Origin of the sequence: Escherichia sp. MOD1-EC7011 (assembly GCF_002965005.1) — a bacterium.
GTDB lineage: Bacteria > Pseudomonadota > Gammaproteobacteria > Enterobacterales > Enterobacteriaceae > Escherichia > Escherichia ruysiae.
The window spans coordinates 72796-98063 of sequence record NZ_PTRD01000010.1 but is presented as its reverse complement, the minus strand read 5'-3'; the positions used below and the strand labels follow the sequence as shown (position 1 = coordinate 98063).

The window sequence follows — 25268 nt, the reverse complement described above, 5'->3', positions numbered from 1 at the left end:
GTCTGGGAGAATACATGCGAACCCTTTGGCGATTTATTGCCGGATTTTTTAAATGGACGTGGCGTCTGCTGAATTTCGTCCGTGAAATGGTACTTAACCTGTTCTTTATTTTTCTCGTGCTGGTTGGCGTGGGGATCTGGATGCAAGTCAGCGGTGGTGATTCGAAAGAAACCGCCAGCCGTGGCGCGCTGCTGCTTGATATTTCTGGTGTGATCGTCGATAAGCCCGACAGTTCGCAGCGGTTTAGTAAGCTAAGTCGTCAGTTGCTTGGTGCCAGTTCCGATCGTCTGCAGGAAAACTCGCTGTTTGACATTGTAAACACCATTCGCCAGGCAAAGGACGACCGCAATATCACCGGTATCGTGATGGATCTGAAAAACTTCGCGGGCGGCGATCAGCCTTCCATGCAGTACATCGGCAAAGCTCTGAAAGAGTTTCGTGACAGCGGTAAACCGGTTTATGCCATTGGCGAGAACTACAGTCAGGGGCAGTATTATCTTGCCAGTTTCGCCAATAAAATCTGGCTTTCCCCGCAGGGTGTGGTCGATCTGCATGGCCTTGCCACCAACGGTCTGTACTACAAATCGTTGTTGGATAAGTTAAAAGTTTCCACTCATGTGTTTCGCGTAGGTACGTATAAATCTGCCGTTGAACCGTTTATTCGTGATGATATGTCACCGGCAGCCCGCGAAGCTGACAGCCGCTGGATTGGTGAGCTGTGGCAAAACTATCTGAATACCGTTGCCGCTAACCGCCAGATCCCTGCCCAGCAGGTATTCCCTGGGGCGCAAGGTTTGCTTGATGGTTTAACCAAAACTGGCGGCGATACCGCAAAATATGCGCTGGATAACAAACTGGTGGATGCGCTGGCGTCAAGTGCCGAAATCGAAAAAGCCCTGACCAAAGAGTTTGGCTGGAGTAAGGCTGATAAAAATTATCGCGCCATTAGCTATTACGATTACGCATTGAAAACGCCGGCAGATAGCGGTGACGGCATCGGTGTAGTGTTTGCCAATGGTGCAATTATGGATGGCGAGGAAACTCAGGGGAATGTAGGCGGTGATACCACTGCGGCACAAATCCGCGATGCTCGTCTTGATCCAAAAGTGAAAGCGATTGTTCTGCGCGTTAATAGCCCTGGTGGCAGCGTTACGGCTTCTGAGGTGATCCGCTCTGAACTGACAGCAGCCAGAGCAGCGGGCAAACCTGTGGTCGTGTCAATGGGCGGCATGGCGGCATCCGGTGGCTACTGGATCTCCACTCCGGCTAATTACATTGTGGCTAACCCCAGTACCCTGACCGGCTCTATTGGTATTTTCGGCGTGATCACCACCGTAGAAAACAGTCTGGATTCGATTGGTGTTCATACCGATGGCGTCTCAACTTCACCGCTGGCGGATGTTTCCATCACTAAAGCACTGCCGCCGGAAGCGCAGCAGATGATGCAGCTAAGCATTGAGAATGGCTACAAACGCTTTATCACGCTGGTTGCCGATGCGCGCAAATCGACGCCGGAACAGATTGATAAAATCGCTCAGGGGCACGTCTGGACGGGTCAGGATGCGAAAGCTAACGGCCTGGTCGATAGCCTCGGTGATTTCGATGATGCGGTCGCAAAAGCGGCAGAACTGGCAAAACTGAAGCAGTGGCATCTGGAATATTACGTCGATGAACCGACCTTCTTCGACAAAGTGATGGACAACATGTCAGGTTCTGTCCGGGCGATGTTGCCAGATGCGCTCCAGGCCATGTTACCTGCCCCGCTGGCCTCGGTAGCCTCTACCGTGAAAAGCGAAAGCGACAAGCTGGCAGCGTTTAACGATCCGCAAAACCGTTATGCGTTTTGCCTGACCTGCGCCAACGTGCGTTAAGTCTTGTACTGAGTGGTCGACAGATCGTCGGCCACTTATTTTTTACGTCTACGAATCCCCCTTCCCGCTGTTTCGCCCCATATTTCCTTATCCGCATAGTATCAGGTGCGCTCCCCCTGCCTCACGTATATACTTTTGCTCTTTCGATATCATTCATATCAATATCATGCAAAAGAAATCAATTTACGTTGCCTACACGGGCGGGACCATCGGGATGCAGCGTTCCGAGCAGGGTTATATTCCGGTGTCAGGTCATCTACAACGCCAACTGGCGCTGATGCCGGAGTTCCATCGCCCGGAGATGCCAGATTTCACTATTCATGAATATACGCCGCTGATGGATTCTTCTGATATGACGCCGGAAGACTGGCAGCATATTGCTGAAGATATTAAAGCGCACTATGACGACTATGATGGTTTTGTCATTCTGCACGGCACCGATACGATGGCGTATACCGCCTCTGCGCTGTCGTTCATGCTGGAAAACCTCGGCAAACCGGTCATTGTGACAGGGTCACAAATTCCATTAGCCGAGTTACGCTCTGACGGACAAATCAATCTGTTGAATGCGTTATACGTTGCGGCGAATTACCCGATCAACGAAGTAACACTCTTTTTTAATAACCGTCTGTATCGCGGTAACCGCACCACCAAAGCCCATGCCGATGGTTTTGATGCCTTCGCGTCACCAAATCTTCCTCCATTGCTGGAAGCGGGTATTCACATCCGTCGTTTAAATACGCCACCCGCACCGCACGGCGAAGGTGAACTGATCGTTCATCCAATCACGCCACAACCGATCGGCGTGGTAACAATTTATCCGGGGATTTCTGCTGACGTTGTGCGCAATTTCCTCCGTCAACCGGTGAAAGCGTTGATTTTGCGCTCATATGGCGTGGGCAATGCGCCCCAAAACAAAGCCTTCCTGCAAGAATTACAAGAGGCCAGCGATCGCGGTATTGTGGTGGTCAACCTGACACAATGTATGTCCGGTAAAGTGAACATGGGCGGTTATGCTACCGGTAATGCCCTCGCCCATGCCGGCGTTATTGGCGGCGCGGATATGACTGTAGAAGCCACATTAACCAAACTGCACTACCTGCTTAGCCAGGGACTGGATACCGAAACCATTCGCAAGGCCATGAGCCAAAACCTGCGCGGCGAACTGACGCCGGATGATTAAGGAGACTGCAATGCCCCATCGCGCCCTGTTACTGGTCGATTTACAAAATGATTTCTGTGCTGGTGGCGCGCTCGCCGTACCGGAAGGTGACAGCACAGTGGATGTTGCTAACCGCCTGATTGACTGGTGTCAGTCGCGCGGAGAAGCGGTGATTGCCAGTCAGGACTGGCACCCGGCTGATCATGGCAGCTTTGCCCGCCAGCACGGTGTAGAGCCTTATACGCAGGGACAACTCGACGGCCTGGCGCAAACATTCTGGCCTGAACACTGTGTGCAGAACAGTGAAGGCGCACAATTACATCCGTTACTGAATCAAAAAGCGATCGCAGCCGTGTTCCATAAAGGCGAAAACCCTTTAGTTGACAGTTACAGTGCTTTTTTTGATAACGGCCGTCGGCAGAAAACCGCGCTCGATGACTGGTTGCGCGATCATGAAATCAATGAATTGATCGTTATGGGTCTGGCGACCGACTATTGCGTGAAGTTTACCGTGCTGGACGCATTGCAGGCAGGTTATAGCGTGAACGTGATTACCGATGGCTGTCGCGGCGTGAATATCCAGCCACAGGACAGCGCGCACGCGTTTATGGAGATGTCAGCGGCTGGGGCAACGCTATATACACTGGCGGACTGGGAAGAGACGCAGGGATAATTTTACGCTGGCCTACAATTCTGTACTGTCGTTGTAGGCCAAATAAAGTGCGGCAGCGGTGCCTCTGGCATGTTGGTTGTTAAATCAAACAACCAACACGTGACAGTAAAGATTATCCCCTCCCTTCGTAAACGCGCTACAAAGGGGACAATTCATTCACTTAAACATGGCAATTGGTTTTGCCGTGATACCAAAATCTTCTTTCAACTGTTGTTTGCTCTTCATGACCATCTGGCCGTTCGTATCAATAGTCATATGCTGCGCATCGGTATTGTTACGGGCTTGCCACAGCATCACCAGTTGCAGACAGTTCTCTTTTTGTTCTTCCGTCAAGGCAACACCGTCTGGCCATTTACCCAGTTCAACGGCTGTCGATAAACGCTGGTAAACCTCAGGCGTCATGCTGTTGATTATTTCATCAAGATTCATAATTTTCCCGCTCCTGTGGAATAAGTTGCTGAATCGTTTTTTCAACCGTTGATTTCTTCGCCATTTTCGCCATCAGTAAAACGCAATGATGCCGAGTTAACACAATAGCGTTCGCCTGTGGGTTGTGGGCCGTCGGGAAAAACATGCCCCAGATGAGCATCACAGTTTCCACAACGAATTTCTATCCGCTGCATTCCATGTGACAAGTCTTTGATATAACGGATTGAATCTTCACTCACCGGCTCATAAAAACTGGGCCAGCCACAGCCTGAATCATACTTGGTTTGAGAATGAAACAGAGGGGCGTCGCAGATCAAACAGTGGTAAATGCCGTCGCGCTTATTATGCAATAAACGTCCAGTAAATGGCGGCTCAGTCCCGTGATTCTGTGTCACGTAAAACTGCATCTCGGACAAATTTTTTTTCAGTTCTTCTGCCGAAGGTTTGTTAGCCATTTGCTCACATCTCACTTTAATCACGCTCACATTACGTGGCTTATTCTAACAAAACATTAACACCAACTCGCAAAATTTTGTTCTAAACTTGATCTCAACGAAATGGCAGCACTTAAAACGTGATAAAAATCACATTTTTATCGTAATTGCCCTTTAAAATTCGGGGCGCCGACCCCATGTGGTCTCAAGCCCAAAGGAAGAGTGAGGCGAGTCAGTCGCGTAATGCTTAGGCACAGGATTGATTTGTCGCAATGATTGACACGATTCCGCTTGACGCTGCGTAAGGTTTTTGTAATTTTACAGGCAACCTTTTATTCACTAACAAATAGCTGGTGGAATATATGACTATCAAAGTAGGTATCAACGGTTTTGGCCGTATCGGTCGCATTGTTTTCCGTGCTGCTCAGAAACGTTCTGACATCGAGATCGTTGCAATCAACGACCTGTTAGACGCTGATTACATGGCATACATGCTGAAATATGACTCCACTCACGGTCGTTTCGACGGCACCGTTGAAGTGAAAGACGGTCATCTGATCGTTAACGGTAAAAAAATCCGTGTTACCGCTGAACGTGATCCGGCTAACCTGAAATGGGACGAAGTTGGTGTTGACGTTGTCGCTGAAGCAACTGGTCTGTTCCTGACTGACGAAACTGCTCGTAAACACATCACCGCTGGTGCGAAAAAAGTGGTTATGACTGGTCCGTCTAAAGACAACACTCCGATGTTCGTTAAAGGCGCTAACTTCGACAAATATGCTGGCCAGGACATCGTTTCCAACGCTTCCTGCACCACCAACTGCCTGGCTCCGCTGGCTAAAGTTATCAACGATAACTTCGGCATCATCGAAGGTCTGATGACCACCGTTCACGCTACTACTGCTACTCAGAAAACCGTTGACGGCCCGTCTCACAAAGACTGGCGCGGCGGCCGTGGCGCTTCCCAGAACATCATCCCGTCCTCTACCGGTGCTGCTAAAGCTGTAGGTAAAGTACTGCCAGAACTGAATGGCAAACTGACTGGTATGGCGTTCCGCGTTCCAACCCCGAACGTTTCCGTAGTTGACCTGACCGTTCGTCTGGAAAAAGCTGCAACTTACGAGCAGATCAAAGCTGCCGTTAAAGCTGCTGCTGAAGGCGAAATGAAAGGCGTCCTGGGCTACACCGAAGATGACGTAGTATCTACCGATTTCAACGGCGAAGTTTGCACTTCCGTGTTCGATGCTAAAGCGGGTATCGCTCTGAACGACAACTTCGTGAAACTGGTATCCTGGTACGACAACGAAACCGGTTACTCCAACAAAGTTCTGGATCTGATCGCTCACATCTCCAAATAAGTTGAGATGACTTTGTGATCTAAAAAGAGCGACTTCGGTCGCTCTTTTTTTTACCTGATGAAATGAAGTTAAAGGACTGCGTCATGATTAAGAAAATTTTCGCCCTTTCGGTCATCGAACAAATTTCCCCTGTCCTCTCCCGTCGTAAACTGGATGAACTGGACCTTATTGTGGTCGAACATCCCCAGGTAAAAGCCTCTTTTACATTACAGGGCGCACACCTTCTCTCGTGGAAACCTGCGGGTGAAGAAGACGTCCTGTGGTTGAGCAATAACACTCCGTTCAAAAATGGCGTCGCCATTCGCGGTGGCGTGCCGGTTTGCTGGCCGTGGTTTGGTCCGGCAGCACAACAAGGTCTGCCTGCGCACGGTTTTGCCCGTATTCTGCCGTGGACGCTGAAATCGCATAGTGAAGATGCCGATAGCGTGACACTGACTTTCGAACTGACGCAAAGCGACGAGACAAAAAAATACTGGCCGCACGACTTTACGCTGTTAGCGCATTTCCGCGTGGGTGAAACCTGTGAAATCGATCTTGAAGCGCACGGCGAATTTGAAACCACCTCTGCTCTGCATACTTACTTTAACGTGGGTGATATTGCTAAGGTAAGCGTCAGTGGTCTGGGCGATCGCTTCATTGATAAAGTGAACGATGCGAAAGAAGATGTACTGACCGACGGTATTCAGACCTTCCCTGATCGTACCGATCGCGTGTATCTGAATCCGCAAGATTGCAGTGTGATTAATGACGAAGCGTTGAATCGTACTATTACCGTTGGTCACCAGCATCATCTGAACGTCGTCGGCTGGAACCCTGGCCCGGCACTTTCAGTCAGCATGGGCGATATGCCGGATGATGGCTACAAGACCTTTGTTTGTGTAGAAACAGCTTACGCTTCAGAAACTCAAAAAGTGACTAAAGAGCACCCCTCCCATCTGGCACAATCCATTCGCGTTGCCAAACGTTAATTTGTGCTAGTTTATGTGCCGGGTGCGATGCATCCGGCATTTCCCAACATCACACCATATCCAGCGAAGTTTTGCCTTTTGGTGCCGGATACGCGTTGTCCAGCATGGCTAATTCCTCTGACGAAAGCACAATCTCAAGCACAGCTGCATTTTGTTGAACATGGGCGATAGTTGCCGCTTTTGGAATCGCCATCACGCCCTGATGGCTGATTACCCACGCCAGCAACACTTGCGCGGCAGTGGCATTGTGAGCATGAGCTATTTCGTTGACCACTGCGTTTTTTAGCAAACCATTACGTAAGCGCCCGGCCTGCGCCAACGGACTGTAAGCCATCACTGGCATTTGCTGTTGTTGGCACCAGGGGAGTAGATCATACTCAATCCCTCGCGAGCCGAGATGATAAAGCACTTGATTAGTGGCACACTGATTTCCACCCGGCACCTGCCAGAGCTCCTGCATGTCAGAATAATCAAGGTTGGAAACGCCCCAGCGGCGGATTTTTCCCTGGGCGATCAATTTTTCCATTGCTGCGACAGTCTCTTCAAAAGCGAAACTGCCAGACCAGTGTAATAAGTAAAGATCGAGATAATCAGTATTGAGGCGGCGTAAACTGGCTTCACATGCGTTAATCGCTTTTTGTCCGCCAGCATTCCACGGATAGACTTTAGAGACGAGAAAGACTCTATCACGCAGACCGGTTAATGCTTCACCGACCACCTTCTCGGCACCGCCATCGGCATACATTTCGGCGGTATCAATGAGGGTTAAACCGAGGTCAATGCCCGCGCGTAGTGCAGCCACTTCGGTTTTGCGCTGGCTGGCGTTTTCGCCCATATACCATGTTCCCTGCCCTACGGCTGGCAGTGAGACATCGCCACTGAACTGAATCATTTTTTGTTGCATTGTTTCCTCCCGGTTTTTGCACCACCGTAATGCAAAACAGGGCGTGACGCCCTGTTTTTATGCACAAAATGCCCTGGAAAGATGCATTATCAGAATTTGTAGGTGATCCCGGTAGAAATCAGACCAGTCCAGGATTTATCCACCATCGGGCTGTCAGTAACTTCATCAGACAGGCGGGTGTAGCGTGCGGTGCCGTAAACACTCCAGTTGCCGAGGAAGTTGTAGCTGGCACTCAGCTCCAGGTAAGGACTCCAGCTGTCATTCGGGTTATAGCCACGCAGACCGCTGCGAGCGGACTCTTTGCGCGATACGCCATAATAGTATTCGTTCTGGTTTTCGCTGTTCCACTGCACACCGATACCCGGAGTCACGGTCAGGCCGCCGTTGGTGTAACGGTACAACCAGGCCATATCCCACACGATACCGTTGCTGTTATCCAGTGTGTCTCCTGCCAGGGTGGTACGCAGATAACCGTACTGGGTAAAGTGTGCGTAGGACAGACCAGCCATCATAGTGCTCTTACGGTCATCCAGGTGGCGCATTTGGTGATCACCACTGTCTTTGGCTTTGAAGTAGAGCGGCGACCAGTAAGCGGTAATTGAAAGTTTATCCGTTGCGTCATTCCACAGGTAGTAACCACCACCTAAGCCACGGAACCAGAAGTTATCGCCTTCATAGTTGATTACTGGTACTGGGTAAACATCGGTATCGTAATCTTTATAGGGGTGTTCAACGACACCTACGCCTGCGCCCAGGGAAAAATTACCTTCAGCGTGCGCTACGCCTGCAGACGTTGCGATAAGCACTCCAAGTGCCAGAAGTTTGAGTTTGGTCACAATTAATCATTCCTTAAACAAATGTTTAGCGGGCGACAAAGTTTACCCGTCAATACATCGAAACCCAACCTTTTTACATTTTCATTTCTAAAGGTAACTGTTTAATTTTCCTGACGCTGATGACATCGGGCTTACACCTGAATGAATTTTGCGTTACTGGCGGCAATATTCTTTACATTAATTATGCAATTTTTATGGATGAGTTGTTGATATGCCATTGAAATCCAGAAAGCCATGCAGGCAAGTTTTCCAATTGCCATCTACGCTTAATTTTGAAGGTGTATCACCGGGCACGTTGTTCTCACAGTCGGTAAGATGGCATGAGAGTTGCTGTGTTTTAGCAAGCGACGTCGTTCAGTTTACCTCTTCCGGGAGCCTCTACTATTCATATGAACGGCTCTTAACCTGTGCTAAAAAACGAAAGGACGGCATACCATGAATATATTCGATCACTATCGCCAGCGATATGAAGCTGCCAAGGACGAAGAGTTCACACTGCAGGAGTTTCTTACCACTTGTCGGCAAGATCGCAGTGCTTATGCCAACGCGGCTGAGCGGCTATTGATGGCTATTGGTGAGCCGATCATGGTCGATACGGCCCAGGAACCCAGACTTTCTCGACTCTTTTCCAACCGGGTCATTGCACGTTATCCGGCGTTTGAAGAGTTTTACGGCATGGAAGACGCGATTGAACAGATTGTCTCTTATCTGAAACACGCGGCTCAGGGGCTGGAAGAGAAGAAACAAATCCTGTATCTGCTGGGGCCTGTAGGTGGGGGTAAATCATCGCTTGCTGAGCGACTGAAATCATTAATGCAGCTCGTGCCTATTTATGTATTGAGCGCCAATGGTGAGCGTAGCCCGGTCAACGATCATCCATTCTGTCTGTTCAATCCACAGGAAGATGCGCAGATTCTGGAAAAAGAGTATGGCATTCCTCGCCGTTATCTCGGCACCATCATGTCGCCGTGGGCTGCGAAGCGTCTGCATGAGTTTGGTGGTGACATCACAAAATTCCGGGTTGTGAAGGTCTGGCCGTCTATTCTGCAACAAATTGCCATCGCCAAAACGGAACCGGGCGATGAGAATAACCAGGACATCTCCGCGCTGGTAGGGAAAGTCGATATTCGGAAGCTCGAACACTACGCGCAAAACGATCCGGACGCCTATGGTTATTCCGGTGCGCTGTGCCGTGCAAACCAGGGGATCATGGAATTTGTCGAGATGTTTAAAGCACCGATCAAAGTGCTGCATCCCCTGTTGACCGCCACCCAGGAAGGTAACTACAACGGGACGGAAGGTATCTCCGCCCTGCCATTTAACGGGATTATTCTCGCTCACTCGAACGAATCCGAATGGGTCACTTTCCGTAATAACAAGAACAACGAAGCCTTCCTCGACCGTGTCTATATCGTGAAGGTTCCGTATTGCTTACGCATTTCCGAAGAGATCAAAATCTACGAGAAACTGCTTAATCACAGTGAACTGACTCACGCCCCATGCGCGCCTGGTACGCTGGAAACGCTGTCACGTTTTTCCATTCTTTCGCGTCTGAAAGAGCCGGAAAACTCCAGCATTTATTCAAAGATGCGCGTTTACGATGGCGAAAGCCTGAAAGATACCGACCCGAAAGCCAAGTCGTATCAGGAATATCGTGATTACGCAGGCGTCGATGAAGGGATGAATGGTCTGTCCACGCGTTTCGCGTTTAAGATCCTCTCGCGCGTGTTTAACTTCGATCACGTAGAAGTGGCGGCTAACCCGGTTCATCTGTTCTACGTCCTGGAACAGCAGATTGAGCGCGAGCAGTTCCCGCAAGAGCAGGCAGAACGCTATCTGGAGTTCCTGAAAGGTTATCTGATCCCGAAATATGCCGAGTTTATCGGTAAAGAGATCCAGACAGCTTATCTCGAATCCTATTCCGAATATGGGCAAAACATTTTCGACCGTTATGTCACCTATGCGGATTTCTGGATCCAGGATCAGGAGTATCGCGACCCGGATACCGGTCAGTTGTTTGACCGCGAATCTCTTAACGCCGAGCTGGAGAAAATCGAAAAACCGGCGGGGATCAGCAATCCGAAAGATTTCCGCAACGAGATTGTCAACTTTGTGCTGCGCGCCAGAGCGAATAACAGCGGACGCAATCCGAACTGGACCAGCTACGAAAAACTGCGCACGGTTATCGAGAAAAAAATGTTCTCCAATACCGAAGAGTTGTTGCCGGTCATTTCGTTTAACGCCAAAACCTCAACCGACGAGCAGAAGAAACACGACGATTTTGTCGACCGTATGATGGAAAAAGGCTACACCCGTAAACAGGTGCGTTTACTGTGCGAATGGTATTTGCGCGTACGTAAATCGTCTTAACACAATGGCCCGGTGCACATGTTACCGGGCCGACAATGACAGCGAACCGTAGGCCGGAAAAGCAGAGCGCATCCGGCAATACAGGTGCAACATACTGTTGGCAAATGCAGTACGGGGGGCATATGACCTGGTTTATTGACCGGCGTCTGAACGGCAAAAACAAAAGCATGGTGAATCGCCAGCGTTTTTTACGCCGTTATAAAGCGCAAATTAAACAGTCGATCTCCGAGGCCATCAATAAGCGTTCGGTGACCGACGTCGACAGCGGCGAGTCCGTTTCTATCCCAACGGAAGATATTAGCGAACCGATGTTTCATCAGGGGCGTGGCGGCCTGCGCCATCGCGTTCATCCGGGCAATGACCATTTTGTACAGAATGACAGAATTGAACGTCCCCAGGGCGGCGGAGGTGGCTCCGGCAGTGGTCAGGGTCAAGCCAGCCAGGACGGTGAAGGTCAGGATGAATTTGTCTTCCAGATTTCGAAAGACGAATATCTCGACCTGCTGTTTGAAGATTTAGCCTTACCAAATCTGAAACAAAACCAGCAACGCCAGTTGACCGAATATAAAACGCATCGGGCAGGCTACACCGCTAACGGCGTTCCTGCCAATATCAGCGTGGTGCGTTCATTGCAGAACTCACTGGCGCGGCGTACCGCGATGACCGCAGGCAAGCGACGGGAACTTCATGCTCTGGAAGAAAATCTGGCCATCATCAGCAACAGTGAACCTGCGCAATTACTGGAGGAGGAACGGCTGCGCAAAGAGATTGCCGAATTACGCGCCAAAATTGAACGCGTTCCATTCATCGACACCTTCGATTTACGTTACAAGAATTATGAGAAACGCCCCGATCCCTCCAGTCAGGCGGTAATGTTTTGCCTGATGGACGTTTCCGGTTCGATGGATCAATCCACCAAAGATATGGCCAAACGTTTTTATATATTGCTGTATCTGTTTCTCAGCAGAACATACAAGAACGTCGAAGTCGTTTACATCCGCCACCATACCCAGGCGAAAGAAGTTGATGAACATGAGTTTTTCTACTCACAGGAAACTGGCGGCACCATTGTTTCCAGTGCCCTGAAACTGATGGATGAGGTGGTGAAAGAGCGTTATAACCCGGCGCAGTGGAATATCTATGCTGCACAAGCGTCAGACGGCGATAACTGGGCTGATGACTCTCCGCTTTGCCATGAGATTCTGGCGAAAAAATTGTTGCCCGTTGTTCGTTATTACAGCTATATCGAAATTACCCGCCGCGCTCATCAAACATTGTGGCGGGAATATGAGCATCTGCAATCTACTTTCGAAAACTTTGCGATGCAGCATATACGCGATCAGGATGATATTTATCCCGTGTTCCGCGAGCTATTCCATAAACAAAATGCAACGACTAAAGACTAAAATAGTCAGTCGGGTCATTGTTACCTGGCTGATTTTTAGCTCACTGTAAATTAATTCATTTATTACATACATTACCTTACAATTGTTTTAAATATGTCAGCATCAGCTTTACAGAATTTAGTTCCATAAAAAAATCATTCGGAAAAAATGATTCTGTTAACACGCTTTTTTTCAGGGGTATTCTTTAATTATTTTTTCATCGGCAAAGAAATTTGATCCTGGTCAAAACTATATATCTCTGCCATCAATAAAATCCAGCACTCACATTGCTCTCCTTTTTATGGTTCCTATGGGTACACAAAAATTAAAAGCACAAAGCTTTTTTATTTTCAGCTTGTTACTGACATTAATTTTATTTTGCATCACCACCTTATATAATGAAAAAACCAATGTAAAACTCATCCCACAGATGAATTACCTGATGGTTGTTGTGGCTTTATTTTTCCTCAACTCCATCATCTTTCTTTTCATGCTAATGAAATATTTCACTAATCGTGATATTTTTCCAACACTCATTTTAAGCCTTGCTTTTTTAAGTGGTCTTTTCTATTTAACTGAAACCATTTTCATTATTCATAAACCTATCAATGATAACATCCTTATTCAGACGAAGGCGAATGATGTTTCCATATTATATCTATTTCGCCAGCTAAGTTTTATTTTCTTAACCGCACTGGCTCTCTACTGTTATGGACGAAATAGCATCCTGACGAACAACAAGAAAAAAACCTGTATCTTGTTGCTGGCGCTGATACCTTTTATATTTTTCCCTTTTCTGGCACATAACCTGAGCAGCTATAATCCTGACTACTCTTTATATGTCGTAGATTACTGTCCGGATAGTCATACGGCGAGCTGGGGAATTAACTACACCAAGATTTTGGTCTGTCTGTGGGCGTGTTTACTGTTTTTTATTATCATGCGTACACAATTAGCAAGCGAGATGTGGCCGTCAATTGCATTATTATGTCTGGCATCGCTCTGCTGTAACTTGTTACTACTGACTCTGGATGAATATAATTATACCATCTGGTATATCAGTCGTGGCATTGAGGTTTCGAGTAAACTGTTTGTTGTCACCTTCTTGATATATAACATATTTCAGGAACTACAACTTTCCAGCAAACTGGCGGTTCATGATGTACTAACCAATATTTATAACCGTCGTCACTTTTTCAACAGTGTAGAGTCATTACTCTCTCGCCCTGTTGTGAAGGATTTTTGTATTATGCTGGTAGATATTAACCAGTTCAAACGCATAAATGCTCAATGGGGTCATCATGTGGGCGATAAAGTTCTGGTTTCAATTGTCGATATTATCCAGCAAAGTATCCGCCCCGATGACATCTTCGCACGTCTGGATGGTGAAGTGTTTGGCTTGATATTTACCGAATTGAATACCGCCCAGGCAAAAATTATCGCCGATCGGGTGCGTAAAAATGTCGAGCTCCTGACCGGTTTTAGTAATAGATATAATGTCCCTGAACAAATGACCATCAGCATTGGCTGTGTTTTTTCCACGGGTGATACGCGTAATATCTCGCTTGTCATGACAGAAGCAGATAAAGCGTTACGTGAGGCGAAAACCGATGGCGGTAACAAAGTGATTATTCATCATATTTGAGTGCAAAATTATTCACAGCCATGCATTTTGCGTGGCTTTGGCATACAATTTATTACCAATACCCCTAAATTTCCCCTCCCCAGCGGCGCAGAGATGAGTATAATTAGCGCCCCTGTACCAGGCCGCAATCGAACTTTATCTGGTTTTCTCGTTTCACTAACCGAAGGAGTGCCATTTATCATGAAATTGCACCATAGAATGCTCCGGCATTTTATCGCCGCAAGTGTCATTGTGCTGACATCTTCCTTCCTTATTTTTGAACTTGTCGCCAGCGACAGGGCAATGAGTGCTTATTTGCGCTATATCGTCCAGAAAGCAGACTCCTCCTTTCTCTACGACAAGTATCAAAATCAGAGTATTGCCGCACATGTGATGCGCGCGCTTGCTGCTAAACAGTCTGAGGTGTCGCCAGAACAGCGACGAGCCATCTGTGAGGCTTTTGAGTCTGCCAACAATACCCATGGCTTAAACCTGACTGCCCATACTTATGCAGATTTACACGGAACATTGCAGACTGCATCCACTGACTGCGACACAATTGTCGAAGCAGCGGCGCTATTACCGGCATTTGATCAGGCGGTGGAAGGTAACCGCCACCAGGATGATTACGGTTCCGGCCTTGGGATGGCCGAAGAGAAATTTCACTATTATCTCGATCTCAATGATCGCTATGTCTATTTTTATGAGCCGGTAAATGTTGAATACTTCGCGATGAATAACTGGTCCTTCTTGCAGTCAGGAAGCATTGGTATTGATCGTAAAGATATTGAAAAAGTATTTACCGGTCGCACCGTATTATCAAGCATTTACCAGGATCAGCGTACTAAACAGAACGTGATGAGTTTGCTGACGCCCGTCTATGTTGCCGGACAATTAAAAGGTATTGTGTTGCTGGATATTAGTAAAAACAATCTGCGCAATATTTTTTACACTCATGACCGCCCTCTCCTCTGGCGTTTTCTCAATGTTACGCTAACCGATACAGATTCGGGACGCGACATTATTATCAATCAGAGCGAAGATAATCTGTTTCAGTATGTCAGTTACGTCCATGACTTACCTGGCGGCATTCGTGTTTCGTTATCCATTGATATTCTTTACTTTATTACATCATCATGGAAAAGCGTTGTATTCTGGCTGCTGACAGCATTGATATTACTCAACATGGTACGGATGCACTTCCGCCTGTACCAAAACGTGACTCGTGAAAATATCAGTGATGCGATGACCGGACTGTATAATCGCAAAATATTAACGCCTGAACTTGAGCAGCGTTTGCAGAAACTGGTGCAGTCCGGTTCTTCGGTGATGTTTATTGCAATTGACATGGACAAGTTAAAGCAAATAAATGACACCCTCGGTCATCAGGAGGGGGATTTAGCCATTACGTTATTAGCTCAGGCGATTAAACAGTCGATTCGTAAAAGCGATTATGCTATCCGTCTCGGTGGCGATGAATTCTGTATCATTCTTGTCGATTCGACGCCGCAAATTGCAGCACAACTGCCTGAACGTATCGAAAAACGTCTGCAACATATCGCGCCGCAGAAAGAGATCGGCTTCTCTTCCGGTATTTACGCGATGAAAGAAAACGATACGCTGCATGATGCATATAAAGCTTCCGATGAGCGTTTATATGTCAATAAGCAGAACAAAAACAGCCGTTCATGATAATCTTCTGTGGTTGTTTGCTTGTAATCCCAGGAGCGTGAAATGACTGAAATGGCTAAAGGAAGCGTGACGCATCAGCGGTTAATCGCTTTATTATCACAAGAAGGCGCTAACTTCCGCATCGTTACCCACGACGCGGTGGGTAAATGCGAAGCGGTGTCAGAAATTCGTGGCACCGCTTTGGGTCAGGGTGCTAAGGCACTGGTGTGTAAAGTCAAAGGTAATGGCGTAAATCAGCATGTTCTGGCGATCCTCGCTGCCGATCAACAGGCCGACCTTAGCCAACTCGCCAGCCATATCGGTGGGTTGCGTGCTTCGCTGGCCAGCCCGGCTGAAGTCGATGAACTGACAGGCTGTGTCTTCGGTGCTATCCCTCCATTCAGCTTCCATCCAAAACTCAAACTGGTCGCCGACCCGCTACTTTTTGAGCGATTCGATGAGATCGCCTTCAATGCGGGTATGCTGGATAAATCCGTTATCCTGAACACCGCAGATTATTTACGCATTGCACAACCAGAGCTGGTCAAATTCCGTCGTACTACGTAACTAGCTGCTCCGTTCAATAAGCAGAACAGACAGCACCAGCACAACTGCAATGGCAAAAAACGATGACGTGATAATCAGTGTCTCAACGAGCATTTGATCGTTCATGGTCTTATCCCAGGAGATACCTGTTTTCACGTTATTGTTAGCGCGCACAAATGGCAATTTGATGACAATTTGCCTGATTTTTTATGCATAGCACGTAATTGTTCTCTGCTTCCTCTCATCAGCAGGCGTAAAGTAGGCAGGTTTATTATTTTTTGGCAAGGAAACCACGATGTTTGATGTCACTTTGCTGATCCTGCTCGGGTTAGCTGCGCTGGGCTTTATCAGCCACAACACCACTGTCGCTGTTTCAATTCTGGTGTTGATCATTGTCCGCGTCACACCGTTAAGCACCTTTTTCCCGTGGATCGAAAAACAAGGACTGAGTATCGGGATAATCATTCTGACTATCGGCGTAATGGCTCCTGTAGCCAGCGGGACACTGCCACCCTCGACACTTATTCACTCGTTTCTGAACTGGAAATCGCTGGTGGCAATTGCAGTAGGCGTTATTGTTTCCTGGCTTGGCGGACGCGGCGTGACCTTGATGGGCAGCCAGCCGCAACTGGTTGCCGGGCTGCTGGTGGGCACGATTTTAGGCGTGGCGCTGTTTCGCGGTGTGCCGGTCGGTCCGCTTATTGCCGCAGGTCTGGTCTCCCTGATCATCGGGAAACAGTAGTTAATCCTGCAATATATCGGCCTGGGGTTTGCCCCAGGCCTTTCTTAAACATGGTAATAAAAGCCGTTGTTGAATCATACCCCAGCATATGCGCCACTTTCTGAACACTATCGCCTTTCACTAACCTCTGAAGTGCCAGAATGAGCTGCAACTGATGACGCCACTGACGAAAGCTCAACCCCGTCTCTTTAACTATCAATCTGGCGAGATTGCGTTCACTCATCGCAAAAAAATTTGCCCATTGCCCCAATGTCCCCCATTCAACGGGCTCTTTTGCCATCGTATCCACCATCACGCGGATTTTGGGGTGTGAAGAAACGGGTAACTGCAACTGTTGTTGCGGTTGCTGAGGAAGTTCATCAAACAGCACCTGAATTAATCTGCGCGTCATTGGTTCAGCACGTTGAGCTGCTGTTCTTTTTGCCAGCGTTAAAATTAATTCACGACATAAAGGCGCAATTTTCAGCGTGTAACATTTGCCCGGCATTATCACCGCACTGGATTCAATAAATAAAAAACAAAGCTCGGCATTCGCTGTTACCTGATTACTATGCTCCACACCACCGGGAATCCATACTGCATATTGTGGCGGCACCATCCACAGCGCATTTTCCACCGTACAGGTAATGGCTCCACGCAGCGCCAGTATCAGTTGTCCTTTGCGGTGCTGATGTACAGGACTGGTCAATTCATCCTTTCCGGCATGAATACAAAATGCGACCGCCGTTTCATGGTGAAGATCGGGTTCATAACCATTGAGATTTAACCTGTGCATCATTTTGTCCGAATTTAGCGATAATTTGTCATTTTAGCTTGATTCAACATAGCAATAAAAACGCTAAGGTACAGCCTCGCTTGTAACAATGAGATATCTATGATCCGTTCAACTTCATTAAGCGGCAAAAACAGGATTGTCCTGATAGCCGGCGTTCTAATGATTGCCACCACACTCCGTGTTACCTTCACCGGCGTAGCACCGTTACTGGATACCATTCGTTCCGCTTACTCACTGACGACGGCGCAAACAGGGTTACTGACGACCTTACCTTTATTAGCCTTTGCCCTGATATCCCCTCTTGCCGCGTCGGTGGCTCGTCGTTTTGGTATAGAGCGCAGTCTGGTGGCTGCATTACTTTTGATTTGTGCTGGCATAGCAATTCGCTCTCTTCCTTCTGCTTACTTATTATTTGGCGGTACGATTATCATTGGCTGTGGGATTGCATTAGGGAATGTCTTGCTACCTGGTCTCATTAAACGCGATTTTCCCCATTCCGTCGCCAGACTTACCGGCGCATATTCCCTGACGATGGGCGCTGCAGCGGCGCTGGGGTCAGCTCTGGTGGTGCCGCTGGCTTTGAACGGTTTTGGCTGGCAGGGCGCGTTGCTTATGCTGATGTGTTTTCCTCTGCTGGCTCTATTTATATGGCTGCCGCAATGGCGTAATCAACAACATGTGAATTTGAGTACCTCACGCGCCTTACATACCCGGCATATCTGGCGTTCGCCGCTTGCCTGGCAAGTGACGTTGTTTCTCGGTATCAACTCACTGGTCTATTACGTGATTATCGGCTGGCTTCCGGCGATCCTCATCAGCCACGGCTACAGCGAGGCACAGGCTGGTTCGCTGCATGGTTTGTTGCAATTAGCCACTGCTGCTCCCGGTTTGCTGATCCCACTTTTCTTACATCATGTGAAAGATCAGCGCGGTATTGCCGCTCTGGTCGCCTTAATGTGCGCAGTGGGTGCGGTTGGGCTCTGCTTTATGCCAGCACACGCTGTCACCTGGACTCTGCTTTTCGGTTTTGGTTCCGGAGCAACAATGATACTTGGACTAACGTTTATCGGACTGCGAGCAAGCTCTGCGCATCAGGCTGCTGCTCTTTCGGGTATGGCACAATCCGTCGGGTATCTGCTGGCAGCTTGTGAGCCGCCGCTAATGGGCAAAATACACGATGCTAACGGTGACTGGTCCACGCCACTGATTGTTGTCGCAATTCTTTCGCTGCTGATGGCGATTTTTGGACTTTGCGCCGGAAGAGACAAAGAAATTCGTTGATGTCCGGTGCTATAGTGACGTGGCAAATCATGCGTGAAAGGGAGAACAAACACGATGAATATTCAGTGTAAACGCGTTTATGATCCGGCTGAACAGAGCGATGGTTATCGCGTACTGGTCGACCGTCTCTGGCCGCGTGGTATCAAGAAAACAGACTTAGCACTTGATGAGTGGGACAAAGAGATCACGCCGTCAACGGAACTGCGCAAAGCCTTTCACGGCGAAGCGATCGATTTTAAAACCTTTCGCGAACAATATATTGCAGAACTGGCGCAACACGAGCCAGAAGGGAAGCGGCTGGCGGAAATCGCCCAAAAACAGCCGCTGACCCTGCTCTACTCAGCAAAAAATACCACGCAAAACCATGCGCTGGTGCTGGCCGACTGGCTGCGAAGCTTGTGATTTTAGCCTGGCATCCGGCGGTTATTTTTCACCAGCCGGATGATCCCGTCGCCATAATGCCCATTCATCAATGGTTTCACCGCCCGGTAATTTGCAATTGTTGCTGACCCCTTGCGATGTCTGCACGGGAATGAGCGTACCGCCTTTCTGTTGGCAGTAGACCGACGCCGGATTCGCCATCCCAACATGCGGCGGTTTTGGTGCATCGGGCTGAGAAGTGGTTGAACATCCCGCAAGAATTAACAGGCAAGGCAGAGTAAAACTGATAATTTTCATTCGTTGATCTCACACGTTTATCTACGCCTTAGAGTATCGCGGTATCGTTTTGTTTTGCAGCACTATTTATTTTACATTCACTTAAAATATATTACGGCTAGTTTCATCTTTTTTGATGATGTTTTATCATGCCTGCAAAGATTAAATAATCAGCATTTTACCCGCCGTATCCTGGAGTTCTTTCGTGTCAGATCAGATTATTGCCCGCGTCTCGCAGTCACTCGCCTCAGAACATTCTCTGGAAAGTCTGGTTCGGCAACTTCTGGAGATGCTGGAAATGGTTACCGACATGGAATCGACCTATTTGACAAAGGTGGATATTGACGCACGTCTGCAACATATCCTGTTTGCCCGTAACAGCCAGAAAATGCACATCCCGGAGAATTTTACCGTCTCGTGGGATTACTCGTTGTGCAAACGCGCCATTGATGAAAACTGTTTTTTCAGCGATGAAGTTCCCGACCGTTGGGGTGACTGCATTGCGGCGCGCAATCTCGGTATTACCACATTCCTGAGCACGCCGGTTCACTTACCGGATGGTTCGTTCTATGGCACGCTTTGCGCCGCCAGCAGTGAAAAGCGCCCGTGGAGTGAACGCGCAGAGCAGGTTTTGCAGCTATTCGCCGGGCTGATTGCACAATATATTCAAAAAGAGGTGTTGGTTGAACAACTGCGCGAAGCCAATGCCGCCCTGATTGCGCAATCTTACACAGACTCGTTGACTGGCCTACCAAATCGACGGGCGATTTTTGATAATCTGACGACGCTGTTTTCCCTCGCTCGGCATCTGAAGCGTAAGGCAATTATTGCTTTTATCGACCTGGATAACTTCAAATTAATCAACGACCGATTTGGCCACAATAGTGGCGATCTGTTTCTTATTCAGGTTGGCGAGCGCCTCACCAGGCTACATCAGAATGGCGAGATTATTGGTCGTCTTGGCGGTGATTAATTTTTGGTCGTTTCCCTGGCTAATGAAAACGCCGATATCCAGTCACTGCGTGAGCGTATCCAACAGCAAATACGTGGAGAATATCACTTGGGTGATATTGACCTGTTTTATCCTGGCGCCAGTCTTGGCGTAGTAGAAGTGGATCCTGAAACCACCGATGCCGACAGTGCCCTACATGCTGCCGATATCGCGATGTATCAGGAGAAAAAACACAAACTGAAAACCCCTTTTGTCGCGCATTCAGACAGGCATTCCTGAGGCGTATTCACATCCTTTTCTTTGGTGGTAACATGCGAATCGGTATTGTTTTTCCCGTCGTGATCTTTATTACGGCAGTCGTATTTTTAGCGTGGTTTTTTATTGGTGGCTATGCGGCCCCAGGGGCATAAAGATGAAAAAAACAACGATTATTATGATGGGCGTGGCGATTATTGTCGTTCTTGGCACCGAGCTGGGATGGTGGTAATACCGCGTCGATAAAATAGCAAAGGCTGCCTGTAGGCAGCCTTTGTACTTTTCAGTATTAACTTTTGACTTTTCTGTAGATAAACAGCACGACAAGCGCACCAATCACGGCAACCACAAAACTACCAAAGTTGAAGCCATCGACTTTGCCAAAACCAAACAGTGTACTGATCCATCCACCAACTACGGCACCGATAATTCCCAGCAGGATGGTCATAAAGAATCCACCACCATCTTTACCAGGCATGATCCACTTCGCCAGAATACCGGCAATAAGTCCAAAAATAATCCATGACAGAATGCCCATTGTTTCCTCACTTATCTGTTTTGCATTAGCGGGTTAGTCGCTGATAAAAAGCATAGCACAACATAAGAGAGGCAAGAATTGTGATATGTGTCACAGAGCATTTTTTTTTACAATGGCGCAGAATTAGCGCCATCTACATTAGCAATAATTACCAACCACAAACATCATGCTCATTTTCCGTGTCATAAGAGCGCACGGTATTGACGAGATCTTTGATCACTTCGGCCGCCACTTCTGGCACCAGTAATGTCATCGGCGTCTCTGTTTCGTAATCGACAGAAACGCCATTACTGTTATTGGTGACGGTTACGGTATACGTTGCTTTGCCCATAATTCATTTCCCGCTATGAATGACTTTCCGTTGTTTTGCACCTTCCATCAGGACTTCAGGAGCAACGAAGAAGTCGATGTTAAAATAAGTATCGTCAGTCATGGCTTCAATATTGTGCCACTTTTCCGGCGGGAACACTGCGAATTGACCTGCTTCGATGAGGATCACCTGATCAGGTTCTGCGCTGTGTTCATCGGCGTAGCCGAGATATTTGACCGCCCCATGCATAACGGACAGGCGTGGATAAACACCCGGACGCGTTCCTTTATCAAGATGACGTTCGAATATTCCGGCAGGCGCAGTTTGTTTATTCCAGAACGGTGTTGAGCGCGTATGAATGTAATTTTTTGGGATTTGCAGCATCCTTTTCCCTCCTTCGGTAAATGTGCTGAAAACCATTTATTCCAGCCGTTTCAGGGTACGCCTGATAATTTGCATTTTAAATACCATTTATTGGTTACTTTTTAGCGTCATCCAGGCGGTGAATATAGATGTATTTGAGGAGGGAAGCCCGCAGCATCGCGGGCTGAAAGCATCAGGACTGCAGCGTCGCCAGTCGTGCGGCAAAACCCACAAACATAAGACCAATCAGTGAGTTGCCCACTTTAGCCAGTTTCTTTTTGGTACGAATGTACTGCGTGACAAAAGCACCTGAAATAATCAGGAAGCTCAAATAACAGAAGCTTACCAGTTCCAGCGTTGTCGCCAGAATAAAGAATGAAATCCCCGTATGTGGCGCATTAACATCGATAAACTGTACGAAAAACGACACATAGAACAAAATGGCTTTTGGATTGGTCAGACTCAAAATTAACGCACGCTTGAAAATAGCGCCATATTGAGGTTCATCTGATTTGGCCTCGCTATTTTTACCCTTCAGAGTTGCGTAAAGAATTTTACTCCCCAGATAGAGCAAATAAAACGCGCCAAGATAACGTACAATATTGAATAATATCGGTGTGGTCTTAATTAAGGTTGCTACACCGGCCCACGCCAGAAACATCAATACTGCATCGCCAATAAATACACCACAGGCCGCAAGATAACCGCCTTTCACTCCACTACTAACGCTATTTTTAAGCACAAACAGGGTATTCGGCCCTGGCACCAGCACGATAAAAATGGCCCCAACCAGATAGGTCCAGTAATTCAGAACCCCATATTCTGCGAACACATTAACCTCTTTAATTCTCTTTGGATCATGCGCGATTAAAGGTGAATATGCTAACCAATCCGCAACGGCTTAGAAAGGAGAAAATCAGGTTGTAACCTGAGAATAGAGTAAAAAATTGCACTCATTCCAGTGAAAAATTCGGGTAATGATTTGCAAAATACTGGCGCAAAAACTCTACCGTAATCCGTACTTTTGCGGATGTCGCCAGCCTTGAGACATAAACAGCCCAGACATTTGCTGGCTGATAATATTCAGGTAAAACCTGTACCAGATGCCCACTGGCAATATTTTCACTAACGTCCCACCAGGAGCGCAACGCAATTCCCTGCCCATCGAGACACCACTGATGGACAATTTCACCATGATTAGACGACATCGGTCCGGTGACTTTAATGGCATGGTGACCTTCTTTATTGCGCAATTGCCAGACACCAAACGGATGATCGCGCTCTTTTATGACCAGGCAGGGTAACGCAGAAAGATCCGTTAAATGTTTCGGTGCACCATATCGCGCAATAAACCCCGGCGATGCGCAGAGAATACGGTAATTGGTCGCCAGTTTGCGGGCAATTAAGTTAGGTGCAATGTCGTCGCCAATACGAATATCCAGATCGACCCCTTCATTGACCAAATCGACCAACCGGTCTTCCACATCAAAACGTAACTCCAGTTGCGGATACGCTTTCGCAAGTGCTGACAGTGCCGGAGCTACCACCTGCCGTCCAAAACCAAAACTGCTGATAATACGCAGCATTCCCTGCGGCACCTGGCGCACGTCGGAAAGCTCATCCATCATCTGCCCGACATCCTGCAAAATCCGCTGCGCCCATTCATAAATCCGCTCGCCTTCCTCGGTAATGGTGACGCGACGGGTGGTGCGGTGTAATAGCACCACGTTCAAGGTTTGCTCCAGCAAGGCGATGCGCTTGCTGACGAAGGCCGGTGAAACGCCCAGTTCTTCCGCCACGGCAGCAAAACCGGCCCGGCGAGCCACCAGCATAAAGACGCGCAAATCGTTCAGCAGCGGTAAATTATTCATGATTCGTGTTTTATGTTTCACCAGTTGCGGGGATTAATTCCTGATCAGTCAATTATAGGATGGTGGAGTTGTCAATTTTGCTGATCAGGAAGTGAGAACCTAATGATGAAAACGATGCGTATTGCTGCGATCCCTGGAGACGGGATTGGCAAAGAAGTCCTTCCTGAAGGGATTCGTGTGTTACAAGCTGCTGCTGAACGCTGGGGCTTTGCCTTAAGTTTTGAGCAGATGGAGTGGGCAAGTTGCGAGTATTACAGCCATCACGGCAAAATGATGCCGGACGACTGGCATGAACAACTCAGCGGTTTCGACGCTATCTACTTTGGTGCCGTCGGCTGGCCGGACACCGTTCCGGATCATATTTCGTTATGGGGATCGCTGCTGAAATTTCGCCGCGAGTTTGATCAGTACGTTAACCTGCGCCCGGTACGCCTCTTTCCCGGCGTTCCCTGCCCACTGGCGGGTAAACAGCCTGGCGACATCGATTTTTACGTGGTGCGCGAAAATACGGAAGGCGAATACTCGTCTCTGGGCGGTCGACTGAATGAAGGAACGGAACATGAGGTTGTCATCCAGGAATCGGTATTTACCCGCCGTGGCGTCGATCGCATTTTGCAATATGCTTTTGAGCTGGCACAAAGCCGCCCGCGCAAAACCCTGACTTCTGCCACGAAATCTAACGGTTTAGCCATTAGTATGCCGTACTGGGATGAGCGAGTAGAAGCAATGGCAGAAAATTACCCGGAAATCCACTGGGACAAGCAGCATATTGATATTCTCTGCGCGCGCTTTGTGATGCAGCCGGAACGCTTTGATGTGGTGGTAGCGTCCAATTTATTTGGCGATATTCTTTCCGATCTTGGCCCGGCCTGCACCGGCACCATCGGCATTGCCCCATCCGCCAACCTGAATCCGGAACGCACTTTCCCGTCGCTCTTCGAGCCAGTCCACGGCTCTGCGCCGGATATCTACGGTAAAAATATTGCCAACCCTATCGCGACGATTTGGGCCGGGGCAATGATGCTGGATTTCCTTGGCAATGGCGATGAGCGTTTCCAGCAAGCGCACAACGGCATTCTGGCAGCGATTGAAGAAGTGATTGCTCACGGGCCGAAAACACCCGATATGAAAGGTAATGCCACCACGCCACAGGTTGCCGACGCGATTTGCAAAATTATTTTGCGTTAAGGTCAAACCAGTTTATTTGAACCGCGTCACTGACGCGGTTTTTTTATTCGTTCTTTACAGTAAATAACCTGCGTCATTTCACCTTTTATTGTTTCCGTTTCGTGT

At 48.2% G+C, this 25268-nt stretch carries 28 protein-coding genes and 1 pseudogene; 17 read left to right on the top strand and 12 right to left on the bottom strand.

From position 1 onward, the window contains the following. The first annotated feature begins 14 nt into the window (after window positions 1-14). The 3 genes from sppA to pncA all read left to right on the top strand — a co-directional run bounded on the left by sppA (window position 15) and on the right by pncA (window position 3706). The gene (sppA, locus tag A7098_RS04380; RefSeq protein ID WP_105280392.1) at window positions 15-1871 is read left to right on the top strand and encodes a signal peptide peptidase SppA; all 1857 of its coding nucleotides are present in this window, start codon (window positions 15-17) and stop codon (window positions 1869-1871) included. A gap of 166 nt (window positions 1872-2037) precedes the next feature. After that, complete coding sequence (ansA, locus tag A7098_RS04375) at window positions 2038-3054, top strand: asparaginase (RefSeq protein ID WP_001170164.1); 1017 nt, start codon at window positions 2038-2040, stop codon at window positions 3052-3054. 10 nt (window positions 3055-3064) lie between these two features. After that, entirely contained in the window at window positions 3065-3706 is a 642-nt protein-coding gene (pncA, locus tag A7098_RS04370; RefSeq protein ID WP_085460649.1) for a bifunctional nicotinamidase/pyrazinamidase, read from the top strand. Window positions 3707-3862: 156 nt separating this feature from the next. Here pncA and A7098_RS04365 read toward each other — a convergent pair whose 3' ends face one another. Together A7098_RS04365 and msrB are read right to left on the bottom strand one after the other, a co-directional pair. Beyond that, complete coding sequence (locus A7098_RS04365; protein ID WP_010345857.1) at window positions 3863-4135, bottom strand: YeaC family protein; 273 nt, start codon at window positions 4133-4135, stop codon at window positions 3863-3865. A gap of 41 nt (window positions 4136-4176) precedes the next feature. Continuing rightward, on the bottom strand, window positions 4177-4590 hold the full coding sequence (gene msrB, locus A7098_RS04360) for a peptide-methionine (R)-S-oxide reductase MsrB (RefSeq protein ID WP_001284610.1): 414 nt from the start codon (window positions 4588-4590) through the stop codon (window positions 4177-4179). A gap of 341 nt (window positions 4591-4931) precedes the next feature. Between msrB and gapA the strand changes: the two genes are divergently transcribed. Then, on the top strand, window positions 4932-5927 hold the full coding sequence (gapA, locus tag A7098_RS04355; RefSeq protein WP_000153502.1) for a glyceraldehyde-3-phosphate dehydrogenase: 996 nt from the start codon (window positions 4932-4934) through the stop codon (window positions 5925-5927). Window positions 5928-6010: 83 nt separating this feature from the next. Next, the gene (locus A7098_RS04350) at window positions 6011-6895 is read left to right on the top strand and encodes a D-hexose-6-phosphate mutarotase (protein ID WP_105280391.1); all 885 of its coding nucleotides are present in this window, start codon (window positions 6011-6013) and stop codon (window positions 6893-6895) included. A gap of 49 nt (window positions 6896-6944) precedes the next feature. Here the strand turns inward: A7098_RS04350 and yeaE are convergent, their stop codons facing one another. Continuing rightward, entirely contained in the window at window positions 6945-7799 is an 855-nt protein-coding gene (gene yeaE / locus A7098_RS04345) for a methylglyoxal reductase YeaE (RefSeq protein ID WP_105280390.1), read from the bottom strand. 89 nt (window positions 7800-7888) lie between these two features. Continuing rightward, complete coding sequence (gene mipA / locus A7098_RS04340; RefSeq protein ID WP_105280389.1) at window positions 7889-8635, bottom strand: scaffolding protein MipA; 747 nt, start codon at window positions 8633-8635, stop codon at window positions 7889-7891. Window positions 8636-9070: 435 nt separating this feature from the next. On the opposite strand from mipA, the gene yeaG reads away from it, so the two are divergent. The 5 genes from yeaG to yeaK all read left to right on the top strand — a co-directional run bounded on the left by yeaG (window position 9071) and on the right by yeaK (window position 16252). Next, entirely contained in the window at window positions 9071-11005 is a 1935-nt protein-coding gene (yeaG, locus tag A7098_RS04335) for a protein kinase YeaG (protein WP_001019859.1), read from the top strand. A 122-nt stretch (window positions 11006-11127) separates the two neighbouring features. Continuing rightward, complete coding sequence (locus A7098_RS04330; RefSeq protein WP_000219690.1) at window positions 11128-12411, top strand: YeaH/YhbH family protein; 1284 nt, start codon at window positions 11128-11130, stop codon at window positions 12409-12411. Window positions 12412-12691: 280 nt separating this feature from the next. Next, complete coding sequence (locus tag A7098_RS04325) at window positions 12692-14035, top strand: GGDEF domain-containing protein (protein WP_105280388.1); 1344 nt, start codon at window positions 12692-12694, stop codon at window positions 14033-14035. A gap of 180 nt (window positions 14036-14215) precedes the next feature. Further along, window positions 14216-15706 (top strand): diguanylate cyclase DgcJ, encoded by a 1491-nt coding sequence (dgcJ, locus tag A7098_RS04320; RefSeq protein ID WP_010345844.1) that lies wholly within the window; start codon window positions 14216-14218, stop codon window positions 15704-15706. 42 nt (window positions 15707-15748) lie between these two features. Continuing rightward, the gene (gene yeaK, locus A7098_RS04315) at window positions 15749-16252 is read left to right on the top strand and encodes a mischarged aminoacyl-tRNA deacylase (protein WP_000138047.1); all 504 of its coding nucleotides are present in this window, start codon (window positions 15749-15751) and stop codon (window positions 16250-16252) included. Here yeaK and yoaI read toward each other — a convergent pair whose 3' ends face one another. Then, entirely contained in the window at window positions 16253-16357 is a 105-nt protein-coding gene (gene yoaI, locus A7098_RS04310) for a small membrane protein YoaI (RefSeq protein ID WP_077629632.1), read from the bottom strand. Between the two features lie 169 nt (window positions 16358-16526). On the opposite strand from yoaI, the gene A7098_RS04300 reads away from it, so the two are divergent. Further along, the gene (locus tag A7098_RS04300; RefSeq protein WP_000460713.1) at window positions 16527-16973 is read left to right on the top strand and encodes a DUF441 domain-containing protein; all 447 of its coding nucleotides are present in this window, start codon (window positions 16527-16529) and stop codon (window positions 16971-16973) included. Here A7098_RS04300 and A7098_RS04295 read toward each other — a convergent pair. Next, the gene (locus A7098_RS04295) at window positions 16957-17751 is read right to left on the bottom strand and encodes a helix-turn-helix domain-containing protein (RefSeq protein ID WP_105280387.1); all 795 of its coding nucleotides are present in this window, start codon (window positions 17749-17751) and stop codon (window positions 16957-16959) included. The two genes, A7098_RS04300 and A7098_RS04295, sit on opposite strands and share 17 nt — an antisense overlap. A 96-nt stretch (window positions 17752-17847) precedes the next feature. On the opposite strand from A7098_RS04295, the gene nimT reads away from it, so the two are divergent. Next, window positions 17848-19029: a 2-nitroimidazole transporter gene (gene nimT, locus A7098_RS04290; RefSeq protein WP_105280386.1), complete on the top strand. Its 1182-nt coding sequence runs from the start codon at window positions 17848-17850 to the stop codon at window positions 19027-19029. A gap of 54 nt (window positions 19030-19083) precedes the next feature. Continuing rightward, on the top strand, window positions 19084-19431 hold the full coding sequence (locus A7098_RS04285; protein WP_010345838.1) for a DUF488 domain-containing protein: 348 nt from the start codon (window positions 19084-19086) through the stop codon (window positions 19429-19431). Between the two features lie 21 nt (window positions 19432-19452). Here A7098_RS04285 and A7098_RS04280 read toward each other — a convergent pair whose 3' ends face one another. Further along, a complete protein-coding gene (locus A7098_RS04280; RefSeq protein WP_000691925.1) occupies window positions 19453-19707 on the bottom strand; it encodes a DUF333 domain-containing protein in 255 nt (84 codons plus the stop codon). A 184-nt stretch (window positions 19708-19891) separates the two neighbouring features. On the opposite strand from A7098_RS04280, the pseudogene A7098_RS04275 reads away from it, so the two are divergent. The 3 genes and pseudogenes from A7098_RS04275 to yoaJ all read left to right on the top strand — a co-directional run bounded on the left by A7098_RS04275 (window position 19892) and on the right by yoaJ (window position 21125). After that, window positions 19892-20917: pseudogene (locus A7098_RS04275) on the top strand (sensor domain-containing diguanylate cyclase). Window positions 20918-20949: 32 nt separating this feature from the next. Then, on the top strand, window positions 20950-21048 hold the full coding sequence (locus A7098_RS04270; protein ID WP_032225340.1) for a YoaK family small membrane protein: 99 nt from the start codon (window positions 20950-20952) through the stop codon (window positions 21046-21048). A gap of 2 nt (window positions 21049-21050) precedes the next feature. Continuing rightward, the gene (gene yoaJ, locus A7098_RS04265; RefSeq protein WP_001386836.1) at window positions 21051-21125 is read left to right on the top strand and encodes a protein YoaJ; all 75 of its coding nucleotides are present in this window, start codon (window positions 21051-21053) and stop codon (window positions 21123-21125) included. A gap of 57 nt (window positions 21126-21182) precedes the next feature. On the opposite strand, the gene A7098_RS04260 is transcribed toward yoaJ, so the two are convergent. From A7098_RS04260 to dmlR, 5 genes are all read right to left on the bottom strand, one after another. Then, window positions 21183-21431, bottom strand: coding sequence for a GlsB/YeaQ/YmgE family stress response membrane protein (locus A7098_RS04260; RefSeq protein ID WP_000512152.1), 249 nt, complete (start codon window positions 21429-21431; stop codon window positions 21183-21185). A gap of 148 nt (window positions 21432-21579) precedes the next feature. Next, window positions 21580-21762 carry a DUF1869 domain-containing protein gene (locus A7098_RS04255; RefSeq protein ID WP_000513737.1) on the bottom strand — a complete coding sequence of 61 codons (183 nt, stop codon included), beginning with the start codon at window positions 21760-21762 and terminating at the stop codon, window positions 21580-21582. 3 nt (window positions 21763-21765) lie between these two features. After that, window positions 21766-22125: a DUF1971 domain-containing protein YeaR gene (gene yeaR, locus A7098_RS04250; RefSeq protein ID WP_032225341.1), complete on the bottom strand. Its 360-nt coding sequence runs from the start codon at window positions 22123-22125 to the stop codon at window positions 21766-21768. A 172-nt stretch (window positions 22126-22297) separates the two neighbouring features. Then, window positions 22298-22936, bottom strand: coding sequence for a leucine efflux protein LeuE (leuE, locus tag A7098_RS04245; protein WP_000457214.1), 639 nt, complete (start codon window positions 22934-22936; stop codon window positions 22298-22300). Window positions 22937-23057: 121 nt separating this feature from the next. Next, window positions 23058-23975: a DNA-binding transcriptional regulator DmlR gene (gene dmlR / locus A7098_RS04240; RefSeq protein ID WP_032225515.1), complete on the bottom strand. Its 918-nt coding sequence runs from the start codon at window positions 23973-23975 to the stop codon at window positions 23058-23060. 102 nt (window positions 23976-24077) lie between these two features. Between dmlR and dmlA the strand changes: the two genes are divergently transcribed. After that, window positions 24078-25163 carry a multifunctional D-malate/3-isopropylmalate/tartarate dehydrogenase gene (dmlA, locus tag A7098_RS04235; protein WP_000978478.1) on the top strand — a complete coding sequence of 362 codons (1086 nt, stop codon included), beginning with the start codon at window positions 24078-24080 and terminating at the stop codon, window positions 25161-25163. Window positions 25164-25268 lie beyond the last annotated feature (105 nt).